The 24510-nt window shown below is 41.3% G+C and carries 27 protein-coding genes and 1 rRNA gene; 15 read left to right on the top strand and 13 right to left on the bottom strand.

Translation table 11 applies throughout. The annotated features are described in order from the left end of the window. Window positions 1-117: 117 nt before the first annotated feature. On the top strand, window positions 118-615 hold the full coding sequence (locus tag FTV11_RS03735) for a YcxB family protein (RefSeq protein ID WP_180073408.1): 498 nt from the start codon (window positions 118-120) through the stop codon (window positions 613-615). 32 nt (window positions 616-647) lie between these two features. Further along, window positions 648-1289, top strand: a complete 642-nt coding sequence (locus FTV11_RS03730; protein WP_180073407.1) for a fumarylacetoacetate hydrolase family protein — start codon at window positions 648-650, stop codon at window positions 1287-1289. 52 nt (window positions 1290-1341) lie between these two features. Here FTV11_RS03730 and FTV11_RS03725 read toward each other — a convergent pair whose 3' ends face one another. Further along, entirely contained in the window at window positions 1342-2115 is a 774-nt protein-coding gene (locus FTV11_RS03725; protein ID WP_180064808.1) for a tetratricopeptide repeat protein, read from the bottom strand. A 96-nt stretch (window positions 2116-2211) separates the two neighbouring features. Next, window positions 2212-3027, bottom strand: a complete 816-nt coding sequence (locus tag FTV11_RS03720) for a helix-turn-helix domain-containing protein (RefSeq protein ID WP_180010537.1) — start codon at window positions 3025-3027, stop codon at window positions 2212-2214. A 103-nt stretch (window positions 3028-3130) separates the two neighbouring features. On the opposite strand from FTV11_RS03720, the gene FTV11_RS03715 reads away from it, so the two are divergent. Continuing rightward, window positions 3131-4060 carry a DMT family transporter gene (locus tag FTV11_RS03715; RefSeq protein ID WP_180026044.1) on the top strand — a complete coding sequence of 310 codons (930 nt, stop codon included), beginning with the start codon at window positions 3131-3133 and terminating at the stop codon, window positions 4058-4060. 54 nt (window positions 4061-4114) lie between these two features. Here FTV11_RS03715 and FTV11_RS03710 read toward each other — a convergent pair whose 3' ends face one another. Next, window positions 4115-5362: a YihY family inner membrane protein gene (locus FTV11_RS03710; protein ID WP_078192438.1), complete on the bottom strand. Its 1248-nt coding sequence runs from the start codon at window positions 5360-5362 to the stop codon at window positions 4115-4117. A gap of 112 nt (window positions 5363-5474) precedes the next feature. Between FTV11_RS03710 and wrbA the strand changes: the two genes are divergently transcribed. Together wrbA and FTV11_RS03700 are read left to right on the top strand one after the other, a co-directional pair. After that, complete coding sequence (gene wrbA / locus FTV11_RS03705; protein ID WP_180026043.1) at window positions 5475-6068, top strand: NAD(P)H:quinone oxidoreductase; 594 nt, start codon at window positions 5475-5477, stop codon at window positions 6066-6068. A gap of 349 nt (window positions 6069-6417) precedes the next feature. Continuing rightward, window positions 6418-6573, top strand: a complete 156-nt coding sequence (locus FTV11_RS03700; RefSeq protein WP_180026042.1) for a hypothetical protein — start codon at window positions 6418-6420, stop codon at window positions 6571-6573. 109 nt (window positions 6574-6682) lie between these two features. Here the strand turns inward: FTV11_RS03700 and FTV11_RS03695 are convergent, their stop codons facing one another. The 4 genes from FTV11_RS03695 to FTV11_RS03680 all read right to left on the bottom strand — a co-directional run bounded on the left by FTV11_RS03695 (window position 6683) and on the right by FTV11_RS03680 (window position 9572). Continuing rightward, window positions 6683-7081 carry a hypothetical protein gene (locus tag FTV11_RS03695; protein WP_180026120.1) on the bottom strand — a complete coding sequence of 133 codons (399 nt, stop codon included), beginning with the start codon at window positions 7079-7081 and terminating at the stop codon, window positions 6683-6685. Between the two features lie 269 nt (window positions 7082-7350). Further along, window positions 7351-7926, bottom strand: coding sequence for a xanthine phosphoribosyltransferase (locus tag FTV11_RS03690; RefSeq protein WP_180010539.1), 576 nt, complete (start codon window positions 7924-7926; stop codon window positions 7351-7353). Between the two features lie 90 nt (window positions 7927-8016). Then, window positions 8017-8730: a DUF3108 domain-containing protein gene (locus FTV11_RS03685; protein ID WP_180010540.1), complete on the bottom strand. Its 714-nt coding sequence runs from the start codon at window positions 8728-8730 to the stop codon at window positions 8017-8019. Window positions 8731-8888: 158 nt separating this feature from the next. Further along, window positions 8889-9572 carry a hypothetical protein gene (locus tag FTV11_RS03680; RefSeq protein WP_111885941.1) on the bottom strand — a complete coding sequence of 228 codons (684 nt, stop codon included), beginning with the start codon at window positions 9570-9572 and terminating at the stop codon, window positions 8889-8891. A 258-nt stretch (window positions 9573-9830) separates the two neighbouring features. Here FTV11_RS03680 and FTV11_RS03675 point away from each other — a divergent pair, with 258 nt between their 5' ends. After that, window positions 9831-10688: an energy transducer TonB gene (locus FTV11_RS03675; protein WP_213033255.1), complete on the top strand. Its 858-nt coding sequence runs from the start codon at window positions 9831-9833 to the stop codon at window positions 10686-10688. Window positions 10689-10691: 3 nt separating this feature from the next. Here FTV11_RS03675 and FTV11_RS03670 read toward each other — a convergent pair whose 3' ends face one another. The 4 genes from FTV11_RS03670 to miaB all read right to left on the bottom strand — a co-directional run bounded on the left by FTV11_RS03670 (window position 10692) and on the right by miaB (window position 14125). Beyond that, complete coding sequence (locus FTV11_RS03670) at window positions 10692-10982, bottom strand: antibiotic biosynthesis monooxygenase (protein WP_180026041.1); 291 nt, start codon at window positions 10980-10982, stop codon at window positions 10692-10694. 63 nt (window positions 10983-11045) lie between these two features. Next, complete coding sequence (gene ybeY / locus FTV11_RS03665; RefSeq protein ID WP_078192431.1) at window positions 11046-11528, bottom strand: rRNA maturation RNase YbeY; 483 nt, start codon at window positions 11526-11528, stop codon at window positions 11046-11048. A 9-nt stretch (window positions 11529-11537) separates the two neighbouring features. Then, the gene (locus tag FTV11_RS03660) at window positions 11538-12629 is read right to left on the bottom strand and encodes a PhoH family protein (protein ID WP_111885944.1); all 1092 of its coding nucleotides are present in this window, start codon (window positions 12627-12629) and stop codon (window positions 11538-11540) included. 38 nt (window positions 12630-12667) lie between these two features. After that, window positions 12668-14125, bottom strand: a complete 1458-nt coding sequence (miaB, locus tag FTV11_RS03655) for a tRNA (N6-isopentenyl adenosine(37)-C2)-methylthiotransferase MiaB (RefSeq protein ID WP_180073406.1) — start codon at window positions 14123-14125, stop codon at window positions 12668-12670. Window positions 14126-14432: 307 nt separating this feature from the next. Here miaB and FTV11_RS03650 point away from each other — a divergent pair, with 307 nt between their 5' ends. The 5 genes from FTV11_RS03650 (at window position 14433) to FTV11_RS03630 (ending at window position 19087) form a co-directional block, all read left to right on the top strand. Next, window positions 14433-16409: a lytic transglycosylase domain-containing protein gene (locus tag FTV11_RS03650; RefSeq protein ID WP_180073405.1), complete on the top strand. Its 1977-nt coding sequence runs from the start codon at window positions 14433-14435 to the stop codon at window positions 16407-16409. Window positions 16410-16535: 126 nt separating this feature from the next. Further along, window positions 16536-17117, top strand: a complete 582-nt coding sequence (locus FTV11_RS03645; protein WP_257223169.1) for a ribonuclease I — start codon at window positions 16536-16538, stop codon at window positions 17115-17117. A gap of 170 nt (window positions 17118-17287) precedes the next feature. After that, on the top strand, window positions 17288-18274 hold the full coding sequence (locus FTV11_RS03640; protein WP_180073403.1) for a malate dehydrogenase: 987 nt from the start codon (window positions 17288-17290) through the stop codon (window positions 18272-18274). Window positions 18275-18463: 189 nt separating this feature from the next. Continuing rightward, window positions 18464-18724: a DUF2789 family protein gene (locus FTV11_RS03635; protein ID WP_180003486.1), complete on the top strand. Its 261-nt coding sequence runs from the start codon at window positions 18464-18466 to the stop codon at window positions 18722-18724. A 105-nt stretch (window positions 18725-18829) separates the two neighbouring features. After that, window positions 18830-19087, top strand: a complete 258-nt coding sequence (locus FTV11_RS03630) for a DUF2789 family protein (RefSeq protein WP_180073402.1) — start codon at window positions 18830-18832, stop codon at window positions 19085-19087. 49 nt (window positions 19088-19136) lie between these two features. Here FTV11_RS03630 and FTV11_RS03625 read toward each other — a convergent pair whose 3' ends face one another. Beyond that, window positions 19137-19664 carry a hypothetical protein gene (locus tag FTV11_RS03625; RefSeq protein ID WP_180073401.1) on the bottom strand — a complete coding sequence of 176 codons (528 nt, stop codon included), beginning with the start codon at window positions 19662-19664 and terminating at the stop codon, window positions 19137-19139. A 71-nt stretch (window positions 19665-19735) separates the two neighbouring features. Next, a complete protein-coding gene (locus FTV11_RS03620; RefSeq protein WP_180026036.1) occupies window positions 19736-20338 on the bottom strand; it encodes a 2OG-Fe(II) oxygenase in 603 nt (200 codons plus the stop codon). Window positions 20339-20452: 114 nt separating this feature from the next. On the opposite strand from FTV11_RS03620, the gene FTV11_RS03615 reads away from it, so the two are divergent. The 4 genes from FTV11_RS03615 to FTV11_RS03600 all read left to right on the top strand — a co-directional run. Then, entirely contained in the window at window positions 20453-21310 is an 858-nt protein-coding gene (locus FTV11_RS03615) for a 23S rRNA (adenine(2030)-N(6))-methyltransferase RlmJ (RefSeq protein WP_078189232.1), read from the top strand. 41 nt (window positions 21311-21351) lie between these two features. Beyond that, on the top strand, window positions 21352-22176 hold the full coding sequence (pssA, locus tag FTV11_RS03610; RefSeq protein ID WP_180010549.1) for a CDP-diacylglycerol--serine O-phosphatidyltransferase: 825 nt from the start codon (window positions 21352-21354) through the stop codon (window positions 22174-22176). Window positions 22177-22212: 36 nt separating this feature from the next. Next, window positions 22213-23289 carry a DUF6670 family protein gene (locus FTV11_RS03605; RefSeq protein WP_180026035.1) on the top strand — a complete coding sequence of 359 codons (1077 nt, stop codon included), beginning with the start codon at window positions 22213-22215 and terminating at the stop codon, window positions 23287-23289. Between the two features lie 439 nt (window positions 23290-23728). Further along, window positions 23729-24510 (top strand): 16S ribosomal RNA (locus tag FTV11_RS03600); the annotation flags it as partial.

Genomic DNA, 24510 nt, shown 5'->3' with positions numbered 1-24510 from the left:
TATTTCTAGGTGGAAGGGAAGTAGTCAAGTGTTACAACCGACCATTAAAAAGCATGAAGCAAGTTCGAATTGTGGTGTAGTATTTAGCGCAATTCATTTTTAAATATTCATAAGCTTATGTCTGAGAATCTACCTGCATTATCGCTGCGCTATTTTTTAAATCTAGAAGAATCACAGGATGGTTTTGCACTAGCTACTTTTGGCAAAAAGCAATTTACGCGTTTTTTAACGCCAGCCATTAGCCTTGGGATTATCATCTGGGGTTTTTACTTGGGTGTAGATGGTGTTGGTGCCTACTATGTTGGGCTGGGCGCTTTCTTTTTACTTCTTCAAGGCATCATGCGTTATTGGTTTTTACCGATGATGTTTAAACGCCAGTTTGTAAAATACCAATTGGGCAAAAGTGAACAAGGTATTGATTTATTTCAAGACTATGCAGAAATTCATGCCAATGGTCGTAAGAATGTCTTCCATTATGCTGAAGTGGCAAATTTTGCTGAAGGCAAATTGACCTATATGCTTGAACTGAAAAATAAAACCGTGATTATTGTGCCGAAAAGTGCATTTAAAGATACTGCGGACCAAGCGATTTTTACCAATACTTTTCAGCACTAAGACAATCTATTCATAACAAAAGAGGGAGAAGTATGCAGTCACGTCCATCTAAAATTGTTTGCGTCGGTCGTAGTTATGCAGATCATGCCAAAGAATTAGGCAATGCAATTCCTGACCGTCCTGTACTTTTTATGAAGCCGCCAAGTGCATTAACCGCATTAGACCAAGGCATCTCATGGAATCCTGCATGGGGCAGTTGCCACTATGAATGCGAATTAAGTTTACGTATTGATCGTCCTTTATCGGCTGAAACTGATCCACGCAAAGCCTTAGAAGCAGTCGGAGCTGTGACTTTAGGGCTAGACCTGACCTTGCGTGATCTACAAGATGACTTAAAGAAAAAAGGTCAGCCGTGGGAACGTGCCAAAGCTTATGATGGTTCTTGCATCCTTGCGGATTGGATCGATGTCCAAGAAGTGGTTCAAGATTGGAAAGATGTGCATTACACCTTGCATGTCAATGATGAACTGCGTCAGAACGGTGATACTGCATTGCTGATTTTTGATGTGGGTACATTACTGGCCGATATTAGCCAAGTGTTTAGTCTTGAAGCGGGTGATGTGGTCATGACAGGTACGCCTGCAGGTGTCGCGGCACTACAGTCAGGTGAGCAGTTGAAAATGACCCTAAAAGGAAAAAATCAGGATTATATCTGGACAACCTTTGTCAAATAAACTGTGAACGAAATACAAAAAAGGCTGCTTAATGCAGCCTTTTTTGATTGATCTATTCAGTGCTACTTGATGGCGGTGGCTCATTGGGTTGTAAAGGACCAGTGTCTTTCCATGTTTCATAGGTGTCGGCCATATGCTGTGAGTCGGTGTCTCCCAATGCACCTGCTTTGGCATACCATTGTCGCGCTTTTTCACCATCTCGAATATCATAATGATAATAATGTGCCATTTTCATCGCCGCGTCAGCATCTTGCCCTTGTTCTGCGGCATAGCTTAAATATTCAGCTGCTTTGTCGGGTGTTGACGAAGGATGTTCAGAAAAATAATGTTGATTTCCCAAGACTTTGATCGCTTCGACATTCTTTTGTTTGGCAGCTTTTTCATACCAAATTTGCGCTTGGTGCTTATCTTGAATTAAGCCTTTTCCAGTGTCGTACATCCAACCAACGGTATATTCAGCAGCAGGATCATGAGTCTTTTTTGCAAGGTCTAGCACCCAGTGTGCAAGGAAAATATTGCCATCTTGCTGCATCTTTCGAATCACTTGATCTGCATGTGGGTTGCCTTGATAGGCTTGAGTCATTAACCATGCGAATGCGTCCGTAGTGCCTTGATCCGCAGCAGCTTTGTACCAATGTACACTTTGTTCGATGTTTTGTTCTGTGCCCGTTCCACTGAGGTATAAATCACCCACTTTCATTTGTGCGGTCGCATCGCCCGTTTGAGCGGTTTTGAGTGCAGATTTAAATTCACGCTGTTCTTTGGAACTACAAGCCGTTAAAAATACGGCAGATAAACACAGCGCTAAAATGGTTTTTTTATTCATTCGAAATGGAGTCATTATCATTCTTTGTGGATTTTTTGATCTTAGCGGATTGTTGAATCACTTTATAGAGATCCTTGCGGCTAAATTTAAACACATTTAGGGCTTTAAGGTAGATTTCCTAAACTGATCTGGGGTGCAAAGCATCCATTTTTTAAACATATTTATAAACGCCGAGGCATTGGCATAACCAAGTTCTAAGGCAATATTTTCGACGGTTTGGCCTGCGTTGAGCATCGACATGGCTTTCATGACTTTAAGACGTTGTCGCCATTCATGCAGGGACATCCCAAGTTCTTTTTGACAATAACGCGCCAGAGTACGTTCCGTCATATTTATCCGCTGTGCCAATTGCTCAAGCGCGCTCTGATCTGCAGGATGTTGATGTAAATAATCAAGCAGCTGTTTGAGGGCAGGGTGATCCGAATGCGGTAAATAACTACTGACCAGTTTGGCTTGATGCAGTTGATCTAAGATCACATGGAGTAAGCGTTGATATTCGGCCGTATTTTCCATGAGGTCGGCTTGTTGATGCAACAGACGCAAATGGCTGAATATCGCTGTAACTAAAGGTGAGCTGAGTAAAATCCCCGGTTGTTTCGGCAAGTGGGTGCATAGAGATTCATGTACATATAAGGTGCCATGTGAAACTGCAGTACGATTTAAACCACTATGTTCTAAGTGTGGGGGAAGCCAAATGCCATAAGGTGGTGGGGTAATATAGTCTATCTGGTTGATGTTCACTTCCATTACGCCATTAAAGGCATAGACAAACTCGCCCCAAGCATGTCCATGAACGGGATAAACAGACAGTGCAGGATCGTCACGAAAACTGATCCACAGTGCTGCTTGAATTTCATCGTTGGTGGGAAGTTGTTGCAACTGCGTATGATCTGCACGAGCTTTATGACGCATGAGAAATTTTGCCTGAATAAGAAGATCACTTGTCTATTTTGAAGTATATATTTTATTTCTGACAGTTCTATAGTGTTGCTTATCGTATTGTCGAGTAAATAGTGTGGAACAGCGTAAGGCGCTAGATGCAAAAGCTTCTGGTTTGATGATTATTTTGTGCATGATTTTAGGGATTCAACAGGTCATTTTGAAATTGGCCGCGGTTGATATTGCGCCGATCATGCAAATTGCCATCCGATCGGGTTTGGCTGCGCTGTTGGTCTTTCCACTGATTCGTCTTAAGCCGGGAACACATTTATATACACGCGAATACTTGCTGCCGGGTATTTGGTTGGCGTTTTTATTTTCAGCCGAATTTATTTTAGTGGCAGAATCCCTGCGCTATACCTCTGCATCACATACCGTTGTCTTGCTCTATACCGCACCGATTTTTGTGGCATTAGGTTTACATTGGAAGTTGCCTGAAGAAAAACTCACAGCGATCCAATGGGTCGGTATTTTTATTGCCTTTTCAGGAATAGTACTGTCGTTTATGGGACGTGAAAGTAGTACTACAGTCAACACTCAAGCCCTGTTGGGTGATGCGATGGCATTACTTGCTGGGGTGATGTGGGCCTTGACCACCATTTCATTAAGACTCACCAAACTCTCTGATGCACCTCCGACTCAGACCTTGTTTTATCAGTTGGTTGGTGGTTGTGTATTTTTATTACCCGTGGCGTGGCTGACAGGACAAATGACTGTACATTGGACGGTGTTGTCCATCAGCAGTATGATTTTTCATGTGCTCATTATTTCATTTTTTAGCCTGATGCTTTGGTTTTGGCTGTTAAGTAAATATCTGGCCAATGGTCTGGGCGTTTTTTCATTCCTTACCCCAATCTTTGGACTGGTCTTTGGCGTATTGATCTTAAACGAAACGATTGAACTGAACTTTATTTTGGGAACGGCCTTAGTAATGGTTGGAGTGATGACGGTAACCTTGCATCGGTGGTTGTCTAAATTGATGGGACATCAGTGCACAGCGATCTAATATCATGTATAAATTAAAAGGGAGAACTGCAGTTCTCCCTTTCAATTTATACGGTTATTTTTCTTCAAAAATAGTCGCAAGCGGTATCGAGAGTTTGGCCGCGAGATAATCATCCGATTCGACCAGTTGCGGCCCAATTTTTTCCATCCAAACATCATCTGGATCGACGCGACCTAAATCTTGCCGTTTAGGGAGCGGATAGGGCAGCTTACTGTAAAAACTCCAAAAGTCCACTTGGGTTAAATTACGAACTAAAACATAATGATCATCATCTGTACGTTTAATCAGGTGTTGCTCTTCAAACAATAAAATATAGCTTGGCAGGCGGCCGATTTCATCACGCCCTAAAACCTCAAGCGCTTCTTTTTCTGTCACGCTCTGACCGAGTTTTTGCTTTTTATAAAATAATTCAAGCAAATCCATCAACATAATAACAGGATGACGTTTTTGGTCGTTGCCCGAATTGAAAGCTGTCAGTGCATAACTAATTTCTACCCCAATCAGTACGATATTCCATGAAAGGAATATCCAAAGCAGGAAAATTGGCACTGCAGCAAAAGCACCGTAAACGATTTGATAACTGGTGAAATTTGACATGACAAAACCAAAGAGGTTTTTGAGTAATTCAAATACCACGGCACTAAAGACACCCGCGATCAGCGCCGCCTTAATCGGCACACTGCGGTTGGGAATCGTCCAATACAGAATGAAAAAACCTAAAATGGTCAATGAAAAAGACAAGATCCACAGCAGAAAAGCCCCATCCAGTTCATAGCCGGCAAAATTATTGCTGAGGACATTCATAGAGGCCAAGGTAGATGACACAACAAATGCGCTACCCAGTAAGATTGGGCCTAATGAGATAATAGTCCAATAGCGCATAAAGCCAATAATGCCGCCACGTGTCTCACGCACCCGCCAAATTCGGTTAAATACTGTCTCAATGCTGGTCAGCATCATAACTGTGGTAATGAATAAAAACAGCACACCTATCACGGTCAGGTTACTGGATTTATCGGTGAATGCATTCAGTGCTTTATCAAAAGCAATTGTCGTTTTCGGTAGGAAATTACTATAAATCAATTGTTGAAGCTGTTGACGAGCAGGTTCTAAAGCTTTAATTGAGGAGATGATGACCAAGAATACGGTCAACATGGGTACCACTGCAAACAAGGTGGTATAGGTTAATGATCCTGCTTGTTCACGGCAGCGATCGGCTTCAAAACGTCGAATGACAAATAAAACAAACTGAAACCATTTCTTGTCGTAAAAGGGAAGTTTTTTTAAAAATGCTTCGATCATTCGTTCAAGTCTCGAGTTATTTTAGTCATGTTTATGCAATTTTCATCACTTAGCTTAACCAAAAAATAGGAAAAATACCGTATAGTTTTCTTTTTTCATTGAATTTATAAAAATGACGCAAGCTTATGTACTGGTGTTGTATTACAGCAAATATGGTTCAACACGTGAGATGGCACATTTAATTGCCAATGGAATTGAAGCGTCTGGAATGGCAGTAAAAATACGAACCGTTCCAAATTTATCTACTGTGGTGACTGACGTGCAGCCCAGTATTCCTGCCGAAGGCGATATTTACTGTAGCTTAGATGACTTAGCGCATTGCTCAGGTTTAGCCCTTGGTTCGCCAACACGTTTTGGTAATATGGCGTCGGAAATGAAATATTTCTGGGATCAAACCACAGCGCTTTGGCTCAATGGCGCATTACATGGCAAACCTGCCTGTGTGTTTACCAGTTCAGGTTCAATGCATGGGGGACAGGAAAGTACTTTGCTGACCATGCTGCCGCCTTTGTTTCATCACGGAATGATGGTTATGGGTTTAACTAATGCCCATCCTGCATTATCGAATACCAAAACGGGTGGTACACCTTATGGTGCAAGCCATGTCAGTGGTCCACGCCATGATCAGTCATTGAGTCAAGATGAGCGTAACTTGTGTGAAGAGCTGGGTAAACGCCTAGGCGAAGTCGTCAAAAAGTTGATTTGATACTTACTTGCTCTAGGAAGTTGCGCTAACTTTGTAGCGAACGGGCAAGAAAAGGTTTAAATATTGCACTTTTCTTGCTTTATTTACGTGTGACGTCTTTTTATTTATGACGTTGTATACCGCCCAAAATATAAAAATAAATCTGTCGAACTATTCCTGAAATATTAAAAATAAATAATATCAACAATATATTGAAATTTTTTAAATACAGCCTGCTCAGTGATGGCCTTGAGTCGAATATTGCTGTCTCGTTGGGCGCGTTATTTTTATTTTTTGATTACATGATTTGTATTTAAATTTCTTCTTTAGGGGGTGTGATGTCTATTGTTAATTTTCTAATGACTTTCCTGTGTTCCGTATTGGCTGCATCTTCCTTGTGTACGGCAATGCCAGTTTATACAGTATGGATTTCCCGCAAGAGAAAAAAGCTGAAGAAAAAGAATTTTTGGCGAAACAAGATCAAGTCAAAGCAGAATCAAAATCTTTAACTGATGCTTCAAAATAATTGATTCGCCATGGTTTTCGAATAGCATTTCAATAGACTAGAAATACATATTAGAAAAACAATAACCTATAAAAAAAGAGCGCTGATGCGCTCTTTTTTTATATCCAATTTAGTCTTGATCCGAAGTCTTTGCAGCGTCTTCAGGCTGTTGCTCAACTTCAAAGCGCTGTTTGCAGTCTAAACATTGGTAGTCGAGAAAAATATTTTGATCGACGATCACGCCGGCTTTTTTACCAAAACGGTGTCCTAGAAAACCGCCTGTAATGCCGACGCTAATTGCACCAACAAAAGTACCGATGGTTCCGCCCATAATCACGCCAAGTGGGCCTGCAGTCACACCACCAATCGCAGCACCAATAGATGCGCCAGATGCCGCACCACCGACAGTCCCTGCAGCAGTTCCTGCACCACTGAGTAAAACCCCACCAATTTTTTGTAAGTTTTGTTCATGGTTACGCTTTTCAATATGGGTTGATCCACATCTTGGACATTTAACTGTCGGTTCCATGTTTTGATCTTCTGTATTCATAACTTTCCGTAGCCTTAAAAAATAAAGTGGCCGAATTTATGGTGCAGCATAATGTAATTTGACAGATGAGTAGTTGACCCATTTGATCAAATGCAACGATTTTCCTGAATTTTATCGAGTTTTGCGCACAGATGTTTTGTCTGCTTGTAACCAAGGTGTTAAAAAGTACGCTCTACGTCACCTTAATCGTAAGTTTTTAGCAAAAAAAAGAACACCTGATGTGTTCTTTTTTTCTTTTGAACGCAAACTTAGTCACGAACAAATTCAACTGTACCATTCGCCAGTGATTTCACACGTGCCAATGATTCAACGCGATAGCCTTTTTCAAGCAAAATATCACGACCAGGTTGGAATGATTTTTCAATCACGATACCGATACCCAATACTTCAGCACTTGCTTGATGAATAAGATCTGCAAGACCTAAAGCCGCTTGACCATTGGCCAAGAAGTCATCAATCACTAAAACTTTATCTTCAGCATTGATGTGCTTTTTAGAAATCGCGATAGTGCTTTCAGTTTGTTTCGTAAAAGAAAACACTTTTGAGCGATACAAATCATCTTTTAAGGTTAAAGATTGATATTTACGTGCAAAAATCACAGGAACACCAAGTTCAAGACCAGCCATTACTGCAGGTGCAATACCTGATGCTTCAATCGTAATGATTTTTGTGATGCTAGCATCTTTAAAAAGACGGGCAAATTCTTGACCAATTTGCTGCATCATCACAGGGTCAATTTGGTGGTTCAGGAAAGAATCGACTTTCAGAACTTCTTCAGAGAGAACGATACCTTCAGCTAAGATTTTCTGTTCCAGAGCGTGCACGGGAGAATCCTCGAGGGGCAGGTGCTTTTTAAAGCAAAAGCGTATTTTAAAAAGCACCGTGAAAAATGCAAGCGAAATTGATCAAATCAATTAATTTGTTGCACCTTTATAGCCCGTTAACAATAAACCGTAAGAGGTTTTATTGTCTTGGTGGGAAACTTTGACAGGTAGGTAATCTAGTTTTGGTGCTAACCAGAAAGTCGTTTGACGGCCTGGTTTATCATGACGCATCACGACTTTCACGGTGTCAAAAGTTCCATAAGTGGTTTTCACTTTTTCAGTGCCTTGTTTCACGAACTTACGAGCTTCAACCTCTTTGGCATCGGCAATGTAGTAATTCGATTTCAAACCACCATTTTTTAAATCTTCACGAATTTGCAATTCAGCATTGAGTTCATCTAACACACCTGATTTCCACGCAAATGAACGCGCTTTATCATCTTTTTTGGTATTAATGGTTTTTGCGCCAGCATTAAAATTAATATTCATGGTGTTGTTGTGCACCAAAATTTTGCTGCTGCGGCTAAAGCTGTTCGAGTGAATTTGGCTGCCATTTAAACTAAAACGACTGGTTTCAGTTGCAGAGGCCATCGCACCAGCTTTTGCTGCGAAAACATACGTCCAGTTATTCCCAGATTGTTTTAGGGTACGTGTTGCAGAACCCAAGTTTTTGCCGTTGTAATTAAACTGGTAGCTTGCTTGGAATGGACTCATGGCAAATGACTGACTTGAGAAACCAGTCAAAAGCAGTGTAGTCGATACCCCAGCAACAAGACCTAAATTTTTCAAAACTGAATGTGCCATAAGTATGGTTTTCCTATTCAATAGAAGTGCGGTGGGCTAAACCACCTGATATGTTTATTATGCGGCTGGATTGTGGAGAATCACGTCACAAATCCGTGCCTAATGTATATATTGTGTAGCGTTTTTATAGGTTCAAGATGCCTAAGTACAGGATAAGTCTAGCTTTCCTTTTGCTTTATAGGCGTGACTTCATCGTCTTTTAAATTTGAATCATCCCAGTCTTCCATCCGTTCTTGCGACATTTTGGTGAACAATGCTGTTAAATTAACATTACCAATCACCACCAATTCGGCCTCACGTAAAACAGCATGGTTGACATGGACTTTGCCCAGTGTGTCGATAATCGATCGACTTTTACCGAGCCAGCGATTCAGGTCTAAATACAGTAAATCATCTTTAACTTTGATCACATTGAGCTTTTCCAAAATCATACCCAATGGATCTTGGTTGAGTACTTTTTGATAGAACCATAACGCCATGCGCACGCCCATCTTATACAGAACATTTGGATACTTTGCTTCAATCACTTGTGTATCACTAATTTGTTCAAATACGATCAATTGGGTTTGTTTGTTGAGTTCCATTTGTACCAGTTTTAAATCAACAGAGAGTGTTATGATCAGCCCGTTATAATCCAATGTGGCATACAGTCGAAGCCAGTCATCATGCAGGTCAGCATGCAAGTCTTTGAGCATTTTCACATTATCGGTGACAAAGCGCTGAAATGTCGCATTTAAAAACACTTGAGACATTGGGAATTCACGCTCATCTTCAATAAATCCTTCAGCTTTTTGGTACACTTGGCGTATACGTTTAGCGATATTGGAAACTAGCGTTTGCATAAGAAGTGCATCCTGACAAATTATGTTTTTTAACGATGTTTATCTTGTCGATTTCTATAAAAACACAAGGTTTTGATCTTGCAGTTTAGCAAAATAAATTGCACCATTTTCATGATTTTAATTGTGCATTATCGATGTGTTGATGGATTTCTCGTTTTCATCAAAAAATGAATACGAGTTTTATTTTATACTGTTTTAAGCAGTTTGGGGAATGCGGCAAATTGTCGGTTTAATGTGATGCTGAAAAAAATAACGTTCATGCCCTTGATGAAAGAGTGGTGGAAAGATCCCATATTTGCAACTGCATTGGCGTTTGCTGCTGTGTTGCATTTGGCTTTTTTAACCATGCAATTTACCATGCCCCAAGAGGCGGATTATAACACCAAAGAAATTGCAGTTTCTTTACGTCCTACGACGGAAAAAATTGAACATGCGGACTTTTTAGCGCAAGCCGATCAGCAGGGCTCGGGGACATTCCGTGAGTCACATCGGATGTCGAGTGACATGCCTGCACCGATGATCGAACAAAAAGCCGGTGAGCAAAAAAGTGAAGCTTTAGAGCAACTGCAACAAAAAAAAGAGCTCAGTTTTGAAGATAAAGTGTTGATGACAACTTTGAGTTGGCAAAAACAAGCGGAAGAAAACAGTCGCAAAAAAGCTGTTGAGGAGTTGAATAGTCAGTTTCAGGCCAAGGCTGCGATGGTGGCGAGTATCGAAGCTCAATATTTACAACGTCAGCAAAACTTTAGCCGTCAGCAAAAAATTAAAACCATAGATGGTATTCAAGCCAAGCAAGATGTTTCTGCGGCCTATATGGAAAAGTTTCGTGAAAAAGTCGAGTTTTACGGTAACCGTTACTATCCTGAAGCGGCAAAACAGCAGCAGCTACGAGGTGAAGTACGCTTAATGGTTATTTTGAACAGTAATGGCGGGATTCGTGCCATTCGTTTGATCGAAAGTTCAGGTTCAAGCTTATTGGACGAAGCTGCAAAAACCTCTGTGCGTAAGGCGGCACCTTTTGGTTTGTTTGATGCCAAAATGAAAGACATCTCAGAACTTCGTATTGTGCGGACTTGGCGCTTCGATCCTGCAGAAGCAGAGTTTGAGGTTCGTTAAAATTCAGTTGTGATAGCGTCGCAAAACTTCGCAGATTTCGACGCTAAAACTTGCATACCATTGGTTTTTCCCCAATTGCTGCGCCACCAGATGTTGTGCATCTTGCTGCCAAGCTCGAATGTCTTCTAAGGTATTCCAGTAGGAAAGGGCGATTTCATGCTCAGCCTCTGTTAGCGCTTCAAAATGTTGACAGTTAAAGTGTGTCAAGGCTTTGTCTCTAAGCTGCTGTGCAGTCGAAAAATACAATTCATCAAGCGTACGAATGCGTGCTTTAAAAATCACGACATATTGCATATCTTTCCTTCCTTGGTTTTTATGACGATAAAAAAAGCGAGCCGTAGCTCGCTTTTTTGGTTCTTAATCTCTTTCCAGATAAGGGTTATCAAACCCCAATTTGGCTAAAATCTCAATTTCCAACGCTTCCATTTCTTCAGCATCTTCATCAGAGGTTTCATGGTCATAGCCCATCAGGTGCAACGTACCGTGTACCAGCATATGCGTAAAGTGGGTCAGGGGTGCTTTGCTTTGTTCTTGTGCTTCTCGAAGAACTACAGGAATACAAATCACCAAGTCGCCAATCGGAAATGAGTCTAAAACTGCCGCCATTTCATCCGGGAGATCGCTCGGAAAAGACAACACATTGGTCGGTTTGTCTTTACCACGATATTCCAAGTTCAATTTGTGGCTTTCGTCATTGTCCACACATGCAATACCGATCTCACAATCACTTTGTGTATCGATATGACGTAAAGCCGTTTCCACGACTTTTTTGATATGCGCACGTTTCACCACCAATTCAGGTGACTGAAAATTTTGCTGCAAGGAGAGATTAAGTTTCAAAATGAATCCTTAAATGTTTTCGTCTTGATGCTGCCCATCAGCTTTAGCATCATTGTCCGCCACCAAGGCCTCCTGACGTGCTTTACGTTCTGCACGTTGTTCAGCCGTGAGGCGATGTTGTTCGCTGTCCCATCCCTCATAGGCTTCAACAATTTTTTGAACCAATTGATGACGTACCACGTCACGAGAGTGGAAGCGAGTAATATGAATTTCTTTGATTTTTTCAATCACACGTAAGGCATGTGCCAAACCAGATTGTTGACCGCGAGGTAAATCGACCTGTGTAATGTCGCCAGTGATTACCGCACGAGAACCAAAACCTAAACGGGTGAGGAACATTTTCATTTGTTCAGGGGTGGTGTTCTGTGCTTCATCTAAAATCACAAAGGAATGATTTAGGGTACGACCACGCATGTAGGCCAGAGGAGCAACTTCAATCACTTGACGTTCTATCAGTTTTGCGACTTTTTCAAAACCGAGCATTTCATACAAAGCGTCGTATAGCGGACGTAAGTAAGGGTCAATTTTTTGGCTCAAATCACCGGGTAAAAACCCCAGTTTTTCACCGGCTTCAACCGCAGGGCGAACCAATAAAATGCGTTGAATTTCGTTGCGTTCTAGCATATCTACAGCAGCGGCGACCGCGAGATAAGTTTTACCTGTACCCGCTGGGCCAATACCGAAAGAAATATCACTTTGTAAAATACGTTGCACGTAGCGTTTTTGATTGGCGCCACGTGGGTTGATCCGACCTTTACGAGTTTGTAGATAAACATTATCTAAACCGGTGTGCTCATTTTCAGAAAAATCTTCCTGAATTTCGCGGTCGGTCTGACTGCCTTGAATCATCATGTGTAAGATATCAGCACTAATCTGTGGATTGGTTTCGGACTCTTCATAAAGACGGTGAAGGAGGCTTTCGGCTCTCTCAACCGCATCGATTTCCCCATCGACAAAAAAAGCATCTGCGCGATGAGAAATTTTGACATCTAAACGTTGTTCAATTTGTTTGAGATGACCGTTATAGGCACCGAGCATGCTTTGTAAACGGTCAAGTGGAATACCAGCAAAAGTTACAGTACGTCGAATCGCTGCAGTCAAGAGAATTCCTTTAAATTGGTCTGACGATTAAGCTTACATTACGCCACGTCAGGCTCAAGATTCAAGAGTTCACCATAAACAAACTTCAAAGTTTTAATATCGGTCACTTCAATCTCTGCAAAACGCCCAACCCATGCAGGATCACCAATGAAGCTGACCAAACGTGTATTGTCTGCAGTACCAATCAGCAAGTTCGGATCTTTGTCAGAAACAGACTCAACCAAGACACGTTGAATGGTGCCTAGCATGGCATCAGTTTTATCAATACTCGATTGTTTAATCCATTGTTGAACTTTGGCAAGACGTTCTTTTTTCACATCTTCAGGGGTGGTGTCTTCAAGTTCTGAAGCAGGAGTACCTGGACGTTTTGAGTAGATGAAACTGTATGAATGATCGAAGTCCATATCTTGGATAAATTGATAAGTTTCTTCGAAGTTCTCGTTAGTTTCACCTGGGAAGCCAATAATAAAGTCGCTAGATAAATGCATATCAGGGCGAACTTGACGTAATTTTGCAATCTTATCGATATAAACATCAATCGTGTGGTTACGTTTCATGGCTTGTAGCACGTCGTTTGAACCACTTTGAACTGGTAGATGCAAGTGAGAAACCATTTGCGGTAAGTCACGGTAGCATTGAATCAAGTCATCGTTAAATTCAAGCGGGTGCGATGTGGTGTAACGAATACGACCAATCCCTGGAATCTCAGCAACTAAACGTAATAAGTCTGCAAAGGTACAGATTTCCCCTTCAAAAGTTTCACCACGGTAGCCATTCACGTTTTGGCCGAGTAATGAAATTTCACGTACGCCTTTTTCAGCTAAAGTGGCAATTTCAGCCAATACGTCATCGAGTGGGCGAGAAACCTCTTCACCACGAGTATAAGGAACTACGCAGAATGAACAGTATTTAGAACAGCCTTCCATGATAGAAACAAAGGCTTTAAACCCTTCTACACGCGGTTCAGGTAAAAAGTCGAATTTTTCAATATCAGGGAATGAAATATCCACCAACTGAATTTTTTCTTTTTTTGGTTTGACCACTTGCTCAGTATGTTGATCCAGCATTTGCGGTAAACGGTGTAAGGTTTGTGGACCAAACACCATATCTACATACGGTGCGCGTTTTTGAATGTTGTCACCTTCCTGAGAAGCAACACAGCCACCAACACCAATCACCAAGTCAGGATTTTTTTCTTTCAGCTTGCGCCAGCGGCCTAACTCAGAAAATACTTTTTCTTGTGCTTTTTCACGGATAGAGCAGGTATTCATCAGGAGAATATCCGCTTCTTTTGGATCGCTTGTCAGCACATAGCCGTGAGAATCACCTAAAAGGTCGCCCATACGTTGACTGTCATACTCATTCATCTGACACCCTTGCGTTTCGATGTACAGTTTTTTCACTGCTCCATCTTGAGCTGGGGTGTGCTGTGGCTGGGTAACAGTGTTATCTGGGGCAGCTTGGGCACTATTGGGGATGAAGGTTTGAACCGTCATGTAGGCTCCTAAAGGAATTTTATGAAAATCAATAACCATACGTGGCTGACAGACAATTCAATCAATTGAATTGTGCAGCTGCGGAGGTCAAAAAGGGGATTTTAAGAATGGGCAATATTTTAGCAGTAATTCACTAGAAACTTACAGCCTAAAATGACAACTCTGCCATATTGATTTATGAAGTAAAAATGTTTGAAAATTAATATTGGCTAATCATAAGGTTACATAACAGAACACAATGCAGAGTTTAGAATTATTAAACTAATTCCTAAACAAAGTTCGATGTGCTGTAACTGAGCAGAATGACATGAAAGAAGGCAAGTGGATGTTAAAACATAATTTTAAACAGAAAAATTACGCTAAATTACTTGCTTTGAGTGTCGGGCTCTCCGGAATTTCTGCGTTTGCCCAAGCCGCAGATGAGCAGTTTAAGGATGCTTTACGTGCTGCGAATGCAGGCAATATTAGTTTATTACAACAATACCAATCATCCATGCAAAATGACGTTTTGGGCTATTATCCAGAATATTGGTTACTGAATAATAATTTGGCTTCACAACCTGCAAGTGCCATTATTAATTTTGCACAGCGCTATCCAAACTCGGCAATGGCAGAAAAATTAGCCGCAGATTATGTTGAAGAAAAAGTCAAACAAGCTGATTTCGCTACAGCACAGCCTGTCTTGCAATATGTGACTAATGCTGACCGTGCTGAAACATGTGCCATGGCTCAAGTCCGCGCAAAGTCGGGCGACCCTCTGGTTTACGCAGAATTTAAAGATGTATGGTTGACCACAAACTCACAACCTGACTCGTGTACGGGCTTGGGCCGTATGATGCTGTCGAGTCCTTTAATGACTCAAGATGACCGCCATCAACGGATGTGGGGACAGTTAAGAGCGGGTCAGTCAGGACAAGCGATTGCGACTGCGCAAACCATTGGCGTAAATATTAATTTGTCACAACTCAACACCATTCAAGCCAATCCACTGAATTATTTATGGTCTGCACCCAAAGCCACAGCTGAAGATCATGCATACCTGATTTATGCGATGGGTCGCTTGGCCGATAGCGACTTAAATGGCGCGATTTCTTCGGTGAAACGTGCAGCAGAAGGCACACCAGCCGATGTACAAAAAGCCCTATACCGTAGTGTCGGGTATATCGGTGGTACAACGGTAATGAAAAATAATTTCAACCGTGAAGTTCTAAATTATCTTGATTTGAGTTATGGACTGCCTTTTAGTGCAGAAGAAGCCGAGATTTATGCGCGACAAGCCATTCGTTTTGGCGCATGGGAAAGTGTCATTCGTGCAATTGATGCGATGAGCGTTTCGCAAAAGCAAGAAGATCGTTGGCAATATTGGTTAGCACGTGCCTCTGAACAACGTGGCGATGCCTCATCTAAACGTGCGGCACAAGACATTTATCGTAAGCTTGCCGTTGGCGATGATTACCATAATTTGTTAGCACGTGACAAAATTGGTCAGTCTTATAACAATATTCCGTCAAATGTGCAGCCTTCGTCACAAGATGCGCAGCGTCTCAGTCAGGATATTCACTTCCGTCGTGCCTTTGCATTGCGCAATATTAATGCATCTGACAGCTATATTAACCGTGAATGGAACTGGGCAGTGCGTCAAGCCTATTTAAAGCATGATGATGGCATGATTCTTGCCGCAGCTAAACGTGCAACCGATATGGGGTGGTATGATCGGGCGATTTATGCGGCAGATCGAACCACTAAACAGCACAATTATGCTTTACGTTATGCTATGCCGCATCAAAATTATGTGGTGAGTCATAGTCGTAATGCCGGCATTGACCCTGCATGGGCTTATGGTTTGATGCGTCAAGAAAGTCGGTTTGTCACTAGCGCACGTTCACATGTCGGTGCCGGTGGTTTAATGCAAATTATGCCAGACACCGCAAAATTGGTGGCTCGTCAGATGGGGGAGAGTTATAACCCCGCTGCATTAACGGATATGAATACCAATATTCGTTATGGCACTTTCTATTTATCGATGATTCAACGTCAATTGAGTAATAGTCCAGTCTTAGCGACCGCAGGTTACAATGCGGGTCCAAATCGTGCTCGACGCTGGCAGCCTGAATATCAAGCGATTGCAGCGGACCAATATACAGAATCGATTCCATTAACGGAAACGCGAGACTATGTAAAACATGTGATGACCAATGCAACCCATTACGGCCTTTTATTAGGTCAGGGGCCACAATCGATTGAAAAAAGAATGCAAATGATTCCATTACGGAATGCGCAATAAATTTTAAAGCAAGATGCGCCTGTTTTTAGGCGCAATATGGGTAAATGATGAATGCCGAAAATGGACATTAGACCTGCTTATCGAATACTGACATCACTGCTCATCGGCAGTGGTGCAGGCTTTGGTATGTCTATGCTTTCGGCTGCACCGGTTGTAAAAGGGTATGTGATGGATGTGCAAATGGTGCCTGCTGTTTGCGCCTATGACCCATTAAAAAGTAAAAAACGTAAATGTCTGGAAGGGTATTCACTCAATATCACGGGTCTATATCCAGAAACCTCTACACGTGATTGCACGACCAATAGTTCAGCTAAACTTTCTCCGTTGCAAGCGAAAGTGGTTGCACGGATTATGCCTGATGAAAATGCTCGCGTGGCGCTTTGGCACAATACCGGCGGCTGTGTCCCAATGAATGCTAGCCAGTATTTCAGAACCATTATTAATCATGCAGATAAGCTAAAAATTCCAGATGAATTGACCAGTCAAGAAACCCAATCCATTCAAGCCAATGTCTTGCGTAATAAAATGTTGCGTATGAACAGCGGATTGGTATCACAAAGTATTGAATTTAACTGTATGCAAACCCGTGGTGGTAGTCTGCTGACTGAGATTAAAATTTGCTATAAAAACAATGGTCAGTACAAAAGTTGCCCTGCGACTATCGTCGGAAATTGTCCTGCAACTTTCATAATTAAAGGTTCTTTCTAAGCTTTTTTCGGCATTTTATTTATATTTCCTATCATACTTTTGTTGAAAAGCATTCTCTTTTACATGCAAGCGTCAAAAGATTGGAGTACAATCTTTGCCGTTTATGATTATTAAGATTAGATAGAACAGCTATTTAATCATTATGACCTTCCTCAATTGGAGATAATTACATGAAGCAAGCAGTTCGTGTTGCCGTTACTGGCGCAGCTGGTCAAATCGGTTATAGCTTATTATTCCGTATCGCAAGCGGTGAAATGTTGGGTAAAGACCAACCAGTTATCCTTCAATTATTAGAAATTCCAGTTGAGAAAGCTCAACAAGCGCTTAAAGGCGTAATGATGGAACTTGATGACTGCGCATTCCCTCTTTTAGAAGGTATGATCGGTACTGATGATCCTAAAGTTGCATTCAAAGATGCTGACTACGCTCTTCTTGTAGGTTCACGTCCACGTGGTCCTGGTATGGAACGTGCTGACCTTCTTAAAGTAAACGGTGAAATCTTCATCGGTCAAGGTCAAGCGCTTAACGAAGTTGCTAGCCGTGACGTTAAAGTTCTTGTTGTAGGTAACCCTGCAAACACTAACGCTTACATTGCAATGAAATCTGCTCCAGATCTTCCAGCGAAAAACTTCACAGCTATGTTACGTCTTGACCACAACCGTGCGTTAACTCAACTTGCTCAAAAAGCGGGTGTTGCAGTTTCTGACATCGAAAACATGACAGTTTGGGGTAACCACTCTCCAACAATGTATGCTGACTACCGTTTTGCAAATGTAAACGGCGAAAGCTTAAAAGACAAAATCAACGATGCTGCTTGGAACAAAGACGTATTCCTTCCAACTGTTGGTAAACGTGGTGCTGCGATCATCGAAGCGCGTGGTCTTTCTTCTGCTGCTTCTGCTGCAAACGCTGCAATCGACCATATGCGTGATTGGGCGCTTGGCACAAACGGCGAATGGGTAACGATGGGTATCCCTTCTGACGGTTCTTACGGTATTCCTGAAGGCGTAATGTTCGGTTTCCCTGTAACTTGCGAAAACGGCGAATACAAAATCGTTCAAGGTCTTGAAATCGACGAATTCAGCCGTGAACGTATCAACTTCACTCTAAACGAGCTTGAAGAAGAACGTGCAGCAGTTGCTGACATGGTTAAATAATTTAATTTTTTAAATTAAATTATAAAAAAAGGCACTCCATTTGGGGTGCTTTTTTATGGCCTGCGAAAAATATCACGCTTAAGTTTTGAACAAAAAATAACACGTTGAGATGCTGTTGCAACTGACAAAGTCAAATAAACAGATAACTATAAAGATGGGAGAAATGTTATTAGTTTGAGGAGAACGGCAATGTTTGATCAACAACCAACGTTGGAACTATTTTTTGAACAATTGGGGTTGGATGCAACTCCGGAAGGCATCGATCAATTTATCGAAACGCATCAAATCACCATGGATGTTCCATTGCATGAAGCGCCATTTTGGACGAAGTCACAGCGTGACTTTATTATCAGTCATTGGAAAAAAGATGATGACTGGGCCATAGTGGTCGATATTTTAAATGAACAATTGCATACAGAACATAAGCTTTCCGGATCATGCAAAATCTAAATACAATTTGAAACAACAAACCTAGTTTTATCGCTAGGTTTTTTTAGCTTCATCATATAAGTTAATTAAATAATAAATGACAGATTAGTTGATAAGGAGGGCGAGATGCTCAATCAAAATAAACCATCCTTAGCTTTATTGTTTTCTCAATTGGGGTTAGCCAGCAGTCCAGCTGCGATCGAGTTATACGTACGTACGCATCAGCTTGCCGCAAGTGAAAATTTACATGATGCGCCGTTTTGGAATAAAGCGCAGCGTGATTTTCTAATCAGTCATTTAGTACAAGATGATGATTGGGCTATTTGGATTGATGAGCTGAATCAACAGTTACATATGGATGCATATAAGCTGCAGCTGGCATAGATTTCATTTCTCTACAAATAAAAAACACCTCTTCGGAGGTGTTTTTTATTTAGTGCAGTTTACTTTGGCGTAATTCTGCAAACCACTCTTCTTGGCGATAAGGATTAAATGCAGGATGCTCAAGTAATGTGGTCAGTTTGAATTCTTGAGATTTGCTGTATTTATATAACCAGTGGCGGGTTAACGCAGGTTCTTGTTTTACTGCAGAGGCATAGGCCAAATAGAAGTAGATGTCGCCATGTTCAGCTTTGGACATCGGTTTCATAATCTGCTGGGTAATCAGGGCATAGCGCTGCTCTTTGGTGATTTCAAAAAATACCATATAGGCTTTGGCTAAATGCACAGACAAATTGATGTATAGCTCAATCGGCATTTCTTCAAATTCAATCCGGCTTTGCTCAAGTAGAACAATGGCTTCTTGCAGAAAATACACTTGTTCTTGATGGTTCTTACTTAAATTAACCAATTGCAGGCGTAAGTCTGCACGCTCAAGGGCAAGTTCAGGGCTGTTGCCTTGTAGAAATAATTGATCGGTTTCGCCAATACGTTGAATAATTTTATGACTGTTTTGACGCATCGGGTACATCCTCATCTATGAATGACTCATATATGAGGATAGTTTAAGGGATTTAAAGGAGGAATCTCGAATTACCACATCGAGTTGTCATTACGTAGCCAAGCCGTAATCGATAAACGTTGATGTTTAGCTTCGAGTACCTCGTGTAATAGGTCACTTTGGAATAATGCAATGCGATTCGGTTTAGGTTCTAAAATATGCCAAACATCATTCTTATCTTGTAAGCGCAATTCACCGCCCCAGTCGGCTTGCCAATGTTCATGTAAATAATAAACCGCTGAAATGACACGTCCATTTTTGCCTTGAGGATTATCTTTATGCAGAGCATAAAATTCACCTGCGTTATAACAGGCAAAATGTGCTTCGACTTCGTGAATGCCAGAAAAAAATGCGCGATTAAATTGTTCTGATAAATGTTCTAACGCTTGAACGTGTTCTTGTGCGACATCTAAGGTGTCGTTAATCCATAAAATATGATCACTTCTAATTTTACTGATGACCCCATTTTGTACGGCTGCATCCCTAAATTTATTTAAATTTGACATACATTCTTCAACAAGTGCATGTATATATTCAGCAGGATAAGCGTCATCAATAATGCTAAACCCGTGTTGATCTAAATCATCGAGGATTTGATCAACCGGCCAAGACTTTGGGAGAAAGGCTGTTTCCATATACGAACCATAAAGTTGTGGAAAAAAAGGTGACGTATTCTAGAGCAAGAATAGCATCGGAATGAAACTATTTTTCATGCTAAAATGTCCGTTGATATCAGGAATTAAAGAAACATGAATTACCGTCACCATTTCCATGCAGGCAACTTTGCCGACGTGATGAAGCACGTTTTGCTGCTTCAGTTATTAAGTCGACTGAATGCAAAAGATAAACCTTATCGCTATGTAGATACACATGGTGGTGCGGGTAAATATGATCTTTCGACCTCTGAAGCACAGAAATCAGGTGAGTTTTTAAATGGTATTCATCGTTTAGTTAAGCTCGATGATTCGATTAAACGCAATGCGCCTGAAGGTGTTCAACAATATTTAAAAGTTGTTGAAAAAATGCGTGAAAACTTTGGTAAAGGTGCTTATCCAGGCTCTCCATGGTTTGCACTTGAAGGCATGCGTGAAACTGATAAAGCAACGATTTTTGAAATGCAGCGTGATGTATTCCAACAATTGCGCCACAATATTTTTGATAAACGTGCAGGCTTGCATGAGCGTGATGCTTACGAAGGTTTACTGGGTGTAATTCCACCAAAAGAAAAACGTGGTTTGGTCATGATTGACCCGCCTTACGAATTAGAACGTAAAGATTTTCCACAGCTTGTAGAATTGTTGGTGGCTGCTTATAAAAAATGGCCGACAGGCGTTTTTGCGGTATGGTATCCAATTAAAGACCGCGCAATGATTGAACGTTTTGAAAAGAAAATGTACAAAACCGGCATTCGTCGTCAGTTGGTTTGCGAAATTTGTGTATGGCCAGATGACACTCCAGTCGGTCTAAATGGTTGTGGTTTATTGGTGATTAACCCACCTTGGAAATTCTCTGAAGATGCGGACGAAGCATTACAATGGTTGTTCCCACATCTTCGTATGAATGAAAATGGTGGTCATGCAGCCGTACGTTGGTTGGTTGGCGAATAATTTTAAACTTGAAAAAGAAAGGTCACAGTTAGGATCGAACAATGACAAATACAAATAAACCTGAGCGGGAAATTTCTTCAAAGGATGAAAATGCATTTGATGGCATTACATTTGAAGTTGAAGAAGAGGAGCATACCCATGAAGGGCATAAAGTGAAACGTCGTGGGATCTATCTGTGGCCAAACTTGATTACAACTGCAGCGTTGTTATCCGGCTTTTATTCAATAATTGCCAGTATGAATGGTGAGTTTCAACAAGCCATTTATGCTATTTTTCTTGCAGCATTATTTGATGGTTTGGATGGACGTGTCGCACGTGCTATCGGCGCACAAAGTCCATTTGGTGAACAGTTTGACTCCTTATCAGACTTGCTAGCATTTGGTGTTGCACCTGCCATTTTAATGTATAGCTGGAGTCTAAATGACTTAGGCCGTATTGGCCTGGCAGCATGTTTTGTTTACACCGCATGTGCAGCCTTCCGTTTGGCACGTTTTAACGTACAAATTGGGGTCGTCGATAAACGTTACTTTATTGGTGTTGCAAGTCCACTCGCAGCCGTTATGATTATTTCATTGGTATGGGTAGGTATGGATATCCCTGCGGTCTTCGACTTACGCGAAATAGGTATTCAGATTTTTAATGCGGTAGTGATTATTGCAGTGGGTCTATTGATGATCTCAAATGTAAAATACTATTCATTTAAAACGGTGGATCGTCGCCGTGTTCCATTTGCGGTGTTACCAATCATAGTCTTTGTTTTAGCTGCTGTAACGTATAATATTCCAATGGGTATTTTAATTATTTCAGTAATTTATGCATTGTCTGGCTTTGTCACAACCTTAATGGCAAAAAAGGCTGAAGCATGAGTTAAAACATGAAATAAAAATGAAAAGGAGCTTGATATGCAGATATTTCAAGATTTCTTGGATCAATCAAGACGACTGAATCAAGCTCCAGATTTACAACATAAAAAAATAAATCTACATGCGCCGAATATGCCATATCCTTCAGTCCATTATGGACTTTGTCTACCGAATCTTCCTGCGCCCTTACATTATCTTAACTTTATGAGTTGGCTCGGGCAGCCTCAGATTCCCGCTTTTCAAAATCCTGCGTCCATTCAACAAGACGAACTCAATACAGCCACAGTAATGACCAGTGTGAGTGGTCATATAGTTGGGCAATTACAATCATATTCCATCAAAGACGACTGTAGTCTGAGTGAGACCGTCTTTAAATTTAGAGACAAAGAACTGATTGGTTGGGATGGTGCGGTATTTCAAATCCATCGAGAAGATACTGAACTCAGTTTAGATTTGTCCGTGCAAACTACCGATATTTCTTCGTGTTTAATTAAATTAAGATTGGGTCTTGCTGAATATTGGTCAGTGATGTGCCAATGTGAAGGGCAAATCAAATTTCAGGGCCAGATGTATGATGTAAATCAGTTGGCGGTATTATCTTATGCACAAATACGCAAGTTTCCATATTTACCTTTAGCGTTTTATACCCATCAGGTAATCAACCTTAGCCGACAGCGTCAAATTATCTTTATGCAAACGCGAGATCGTTATAACAATATTTTGAGTTCGCGTTTATATCTAAGAGATTTAAATCAGCAGCAAGTGTTCATGGCAGACCAAGGTGTGTTCTTTAAAGTCATGCGCGTTTATCCCGTTGTTAAAACCCCCAATTTGCAAAAAATGTATTTGCCACGTGAATTTGAATGGATTTACCAAAATGACAAAATGAAAATACATGTACAAGCGCAGAGCCGTGGGGATTTTAAATTTGGACTCGGCGCAGGTTATGCAGGAAGCTTTAACTATCAAATCAAAATCAATGACGAAATTGAGTGTGGGGAAGGTGGATACTGTGAATATGTCGATTGTCGAGCTTTGAAATGGCAAGAAAAGAATGAAAAAGATAAATTAACGGACAAATATGGAAATATTGTCCCTTTTATGCTCAAAAAATAGTAAAAAAAACTCAATTTAGTAGAATAAATAAACAAACGTAATGGAAAATTAAAAATAAATGGAAAAGGGTATTGCAACGGTTCTGAAATGCTGTAGAATGCACATCCATCGGCGGTGATGTTGATTAAAACTTGTTTAGAAACAAAGATTTAGCCTAAAGGGTGTAATCTGAAAATCTTGAATAAGTTTAAAAATAATCAATAAAACCTGTTGACTTTCTTTCGATAGAGAGTAATATAGCCGACCTAGCTTGCTGCTGACGAAGTAGCAAGAAGATCATTAAGAGATTATGAAGAACAACTTGTGTGGATTTTTACCGGTTGATCGATCGAAATTATTTTCATTGATTGATGGTAGAAATTACTCGAAGTTTATTTGAGAAATTAAAGTCAGAAAATTGATGAGCCAAGATTTGTAGCCATAAGCTACTAATGATTTTTAACTGAAGAGTTTGATCATGGCTCAGATTGAACGCTGGCGGCAGGCTTAACACATGCAAGTCGAGCGGGGAAAGGTAGCTTGCTACCTTACCTAGCGGCGGACGGGTGAGTAATGCTTAGGAATCTGCCTATTAGTGGGGGACAACATTTCGAAAGGAATGCTAATACCGCATACGCCCTACGGGGGAAAGCAGGGGACCTTCGGGCCTTGCGCTAATAGATGAGCCTAAGTCGGATTAGCTAGTTGGTGGGGTAAAGGCCTACCAAGGCGACGATCTGTAGCGGGTCTGAGAGGATGATCCGCCACACTGGGACTGAGACACGGCCCAGACTCCTACGGGAGGCAGCAGTGGGGAATATTGGACAATGGGGGGAACCCTGATCCAGCCATGCCGCGTGTGTGAAGAAGGCCTTTTGGTTGTAAAGCACTTTAAGCGAGGAGGAGGCTACCTTAGTTAATACCTAAGGATAGTGGACGTTACTCGCAGAATAAGCACCGGCTAACTCTGTGCCAGCAGCCGCGGTAATACAGAGGGTGCGAGCGTTAATCGGATTTACTGGGCGTAAAGCGTGCGTAGGCGGCTTTTTAAGTCGGATGTGAAATCCCCGAGCTTAACTTGGGAATTGCATTCGATACTGGGAAGCTAGAGTATAGGAGAGGATGGTAGAATTCCAGGTGTAGCGGTGAAATGCGTAGAGATCTGGAGGAATACCGATGGCGAAGGCAGCCATCTGGCCTAATACTGACGCTGAGGCACGAAAGCATGGGGAGCAAACAGGA

Source organism: Acinetobacter sp. YH12231, assembly GCF_013417755.1.
GTDB classification, from domain to species: Bacteria; Pseudomonadota; Gammaproteobacteria; order Pseudomonadales; family Moraxellaceae; genus Acinetobacter; species Acinetobacter amyesii.
This window is presented reverse-complemented; position numbering and strand designations above follow the sequence as displayed.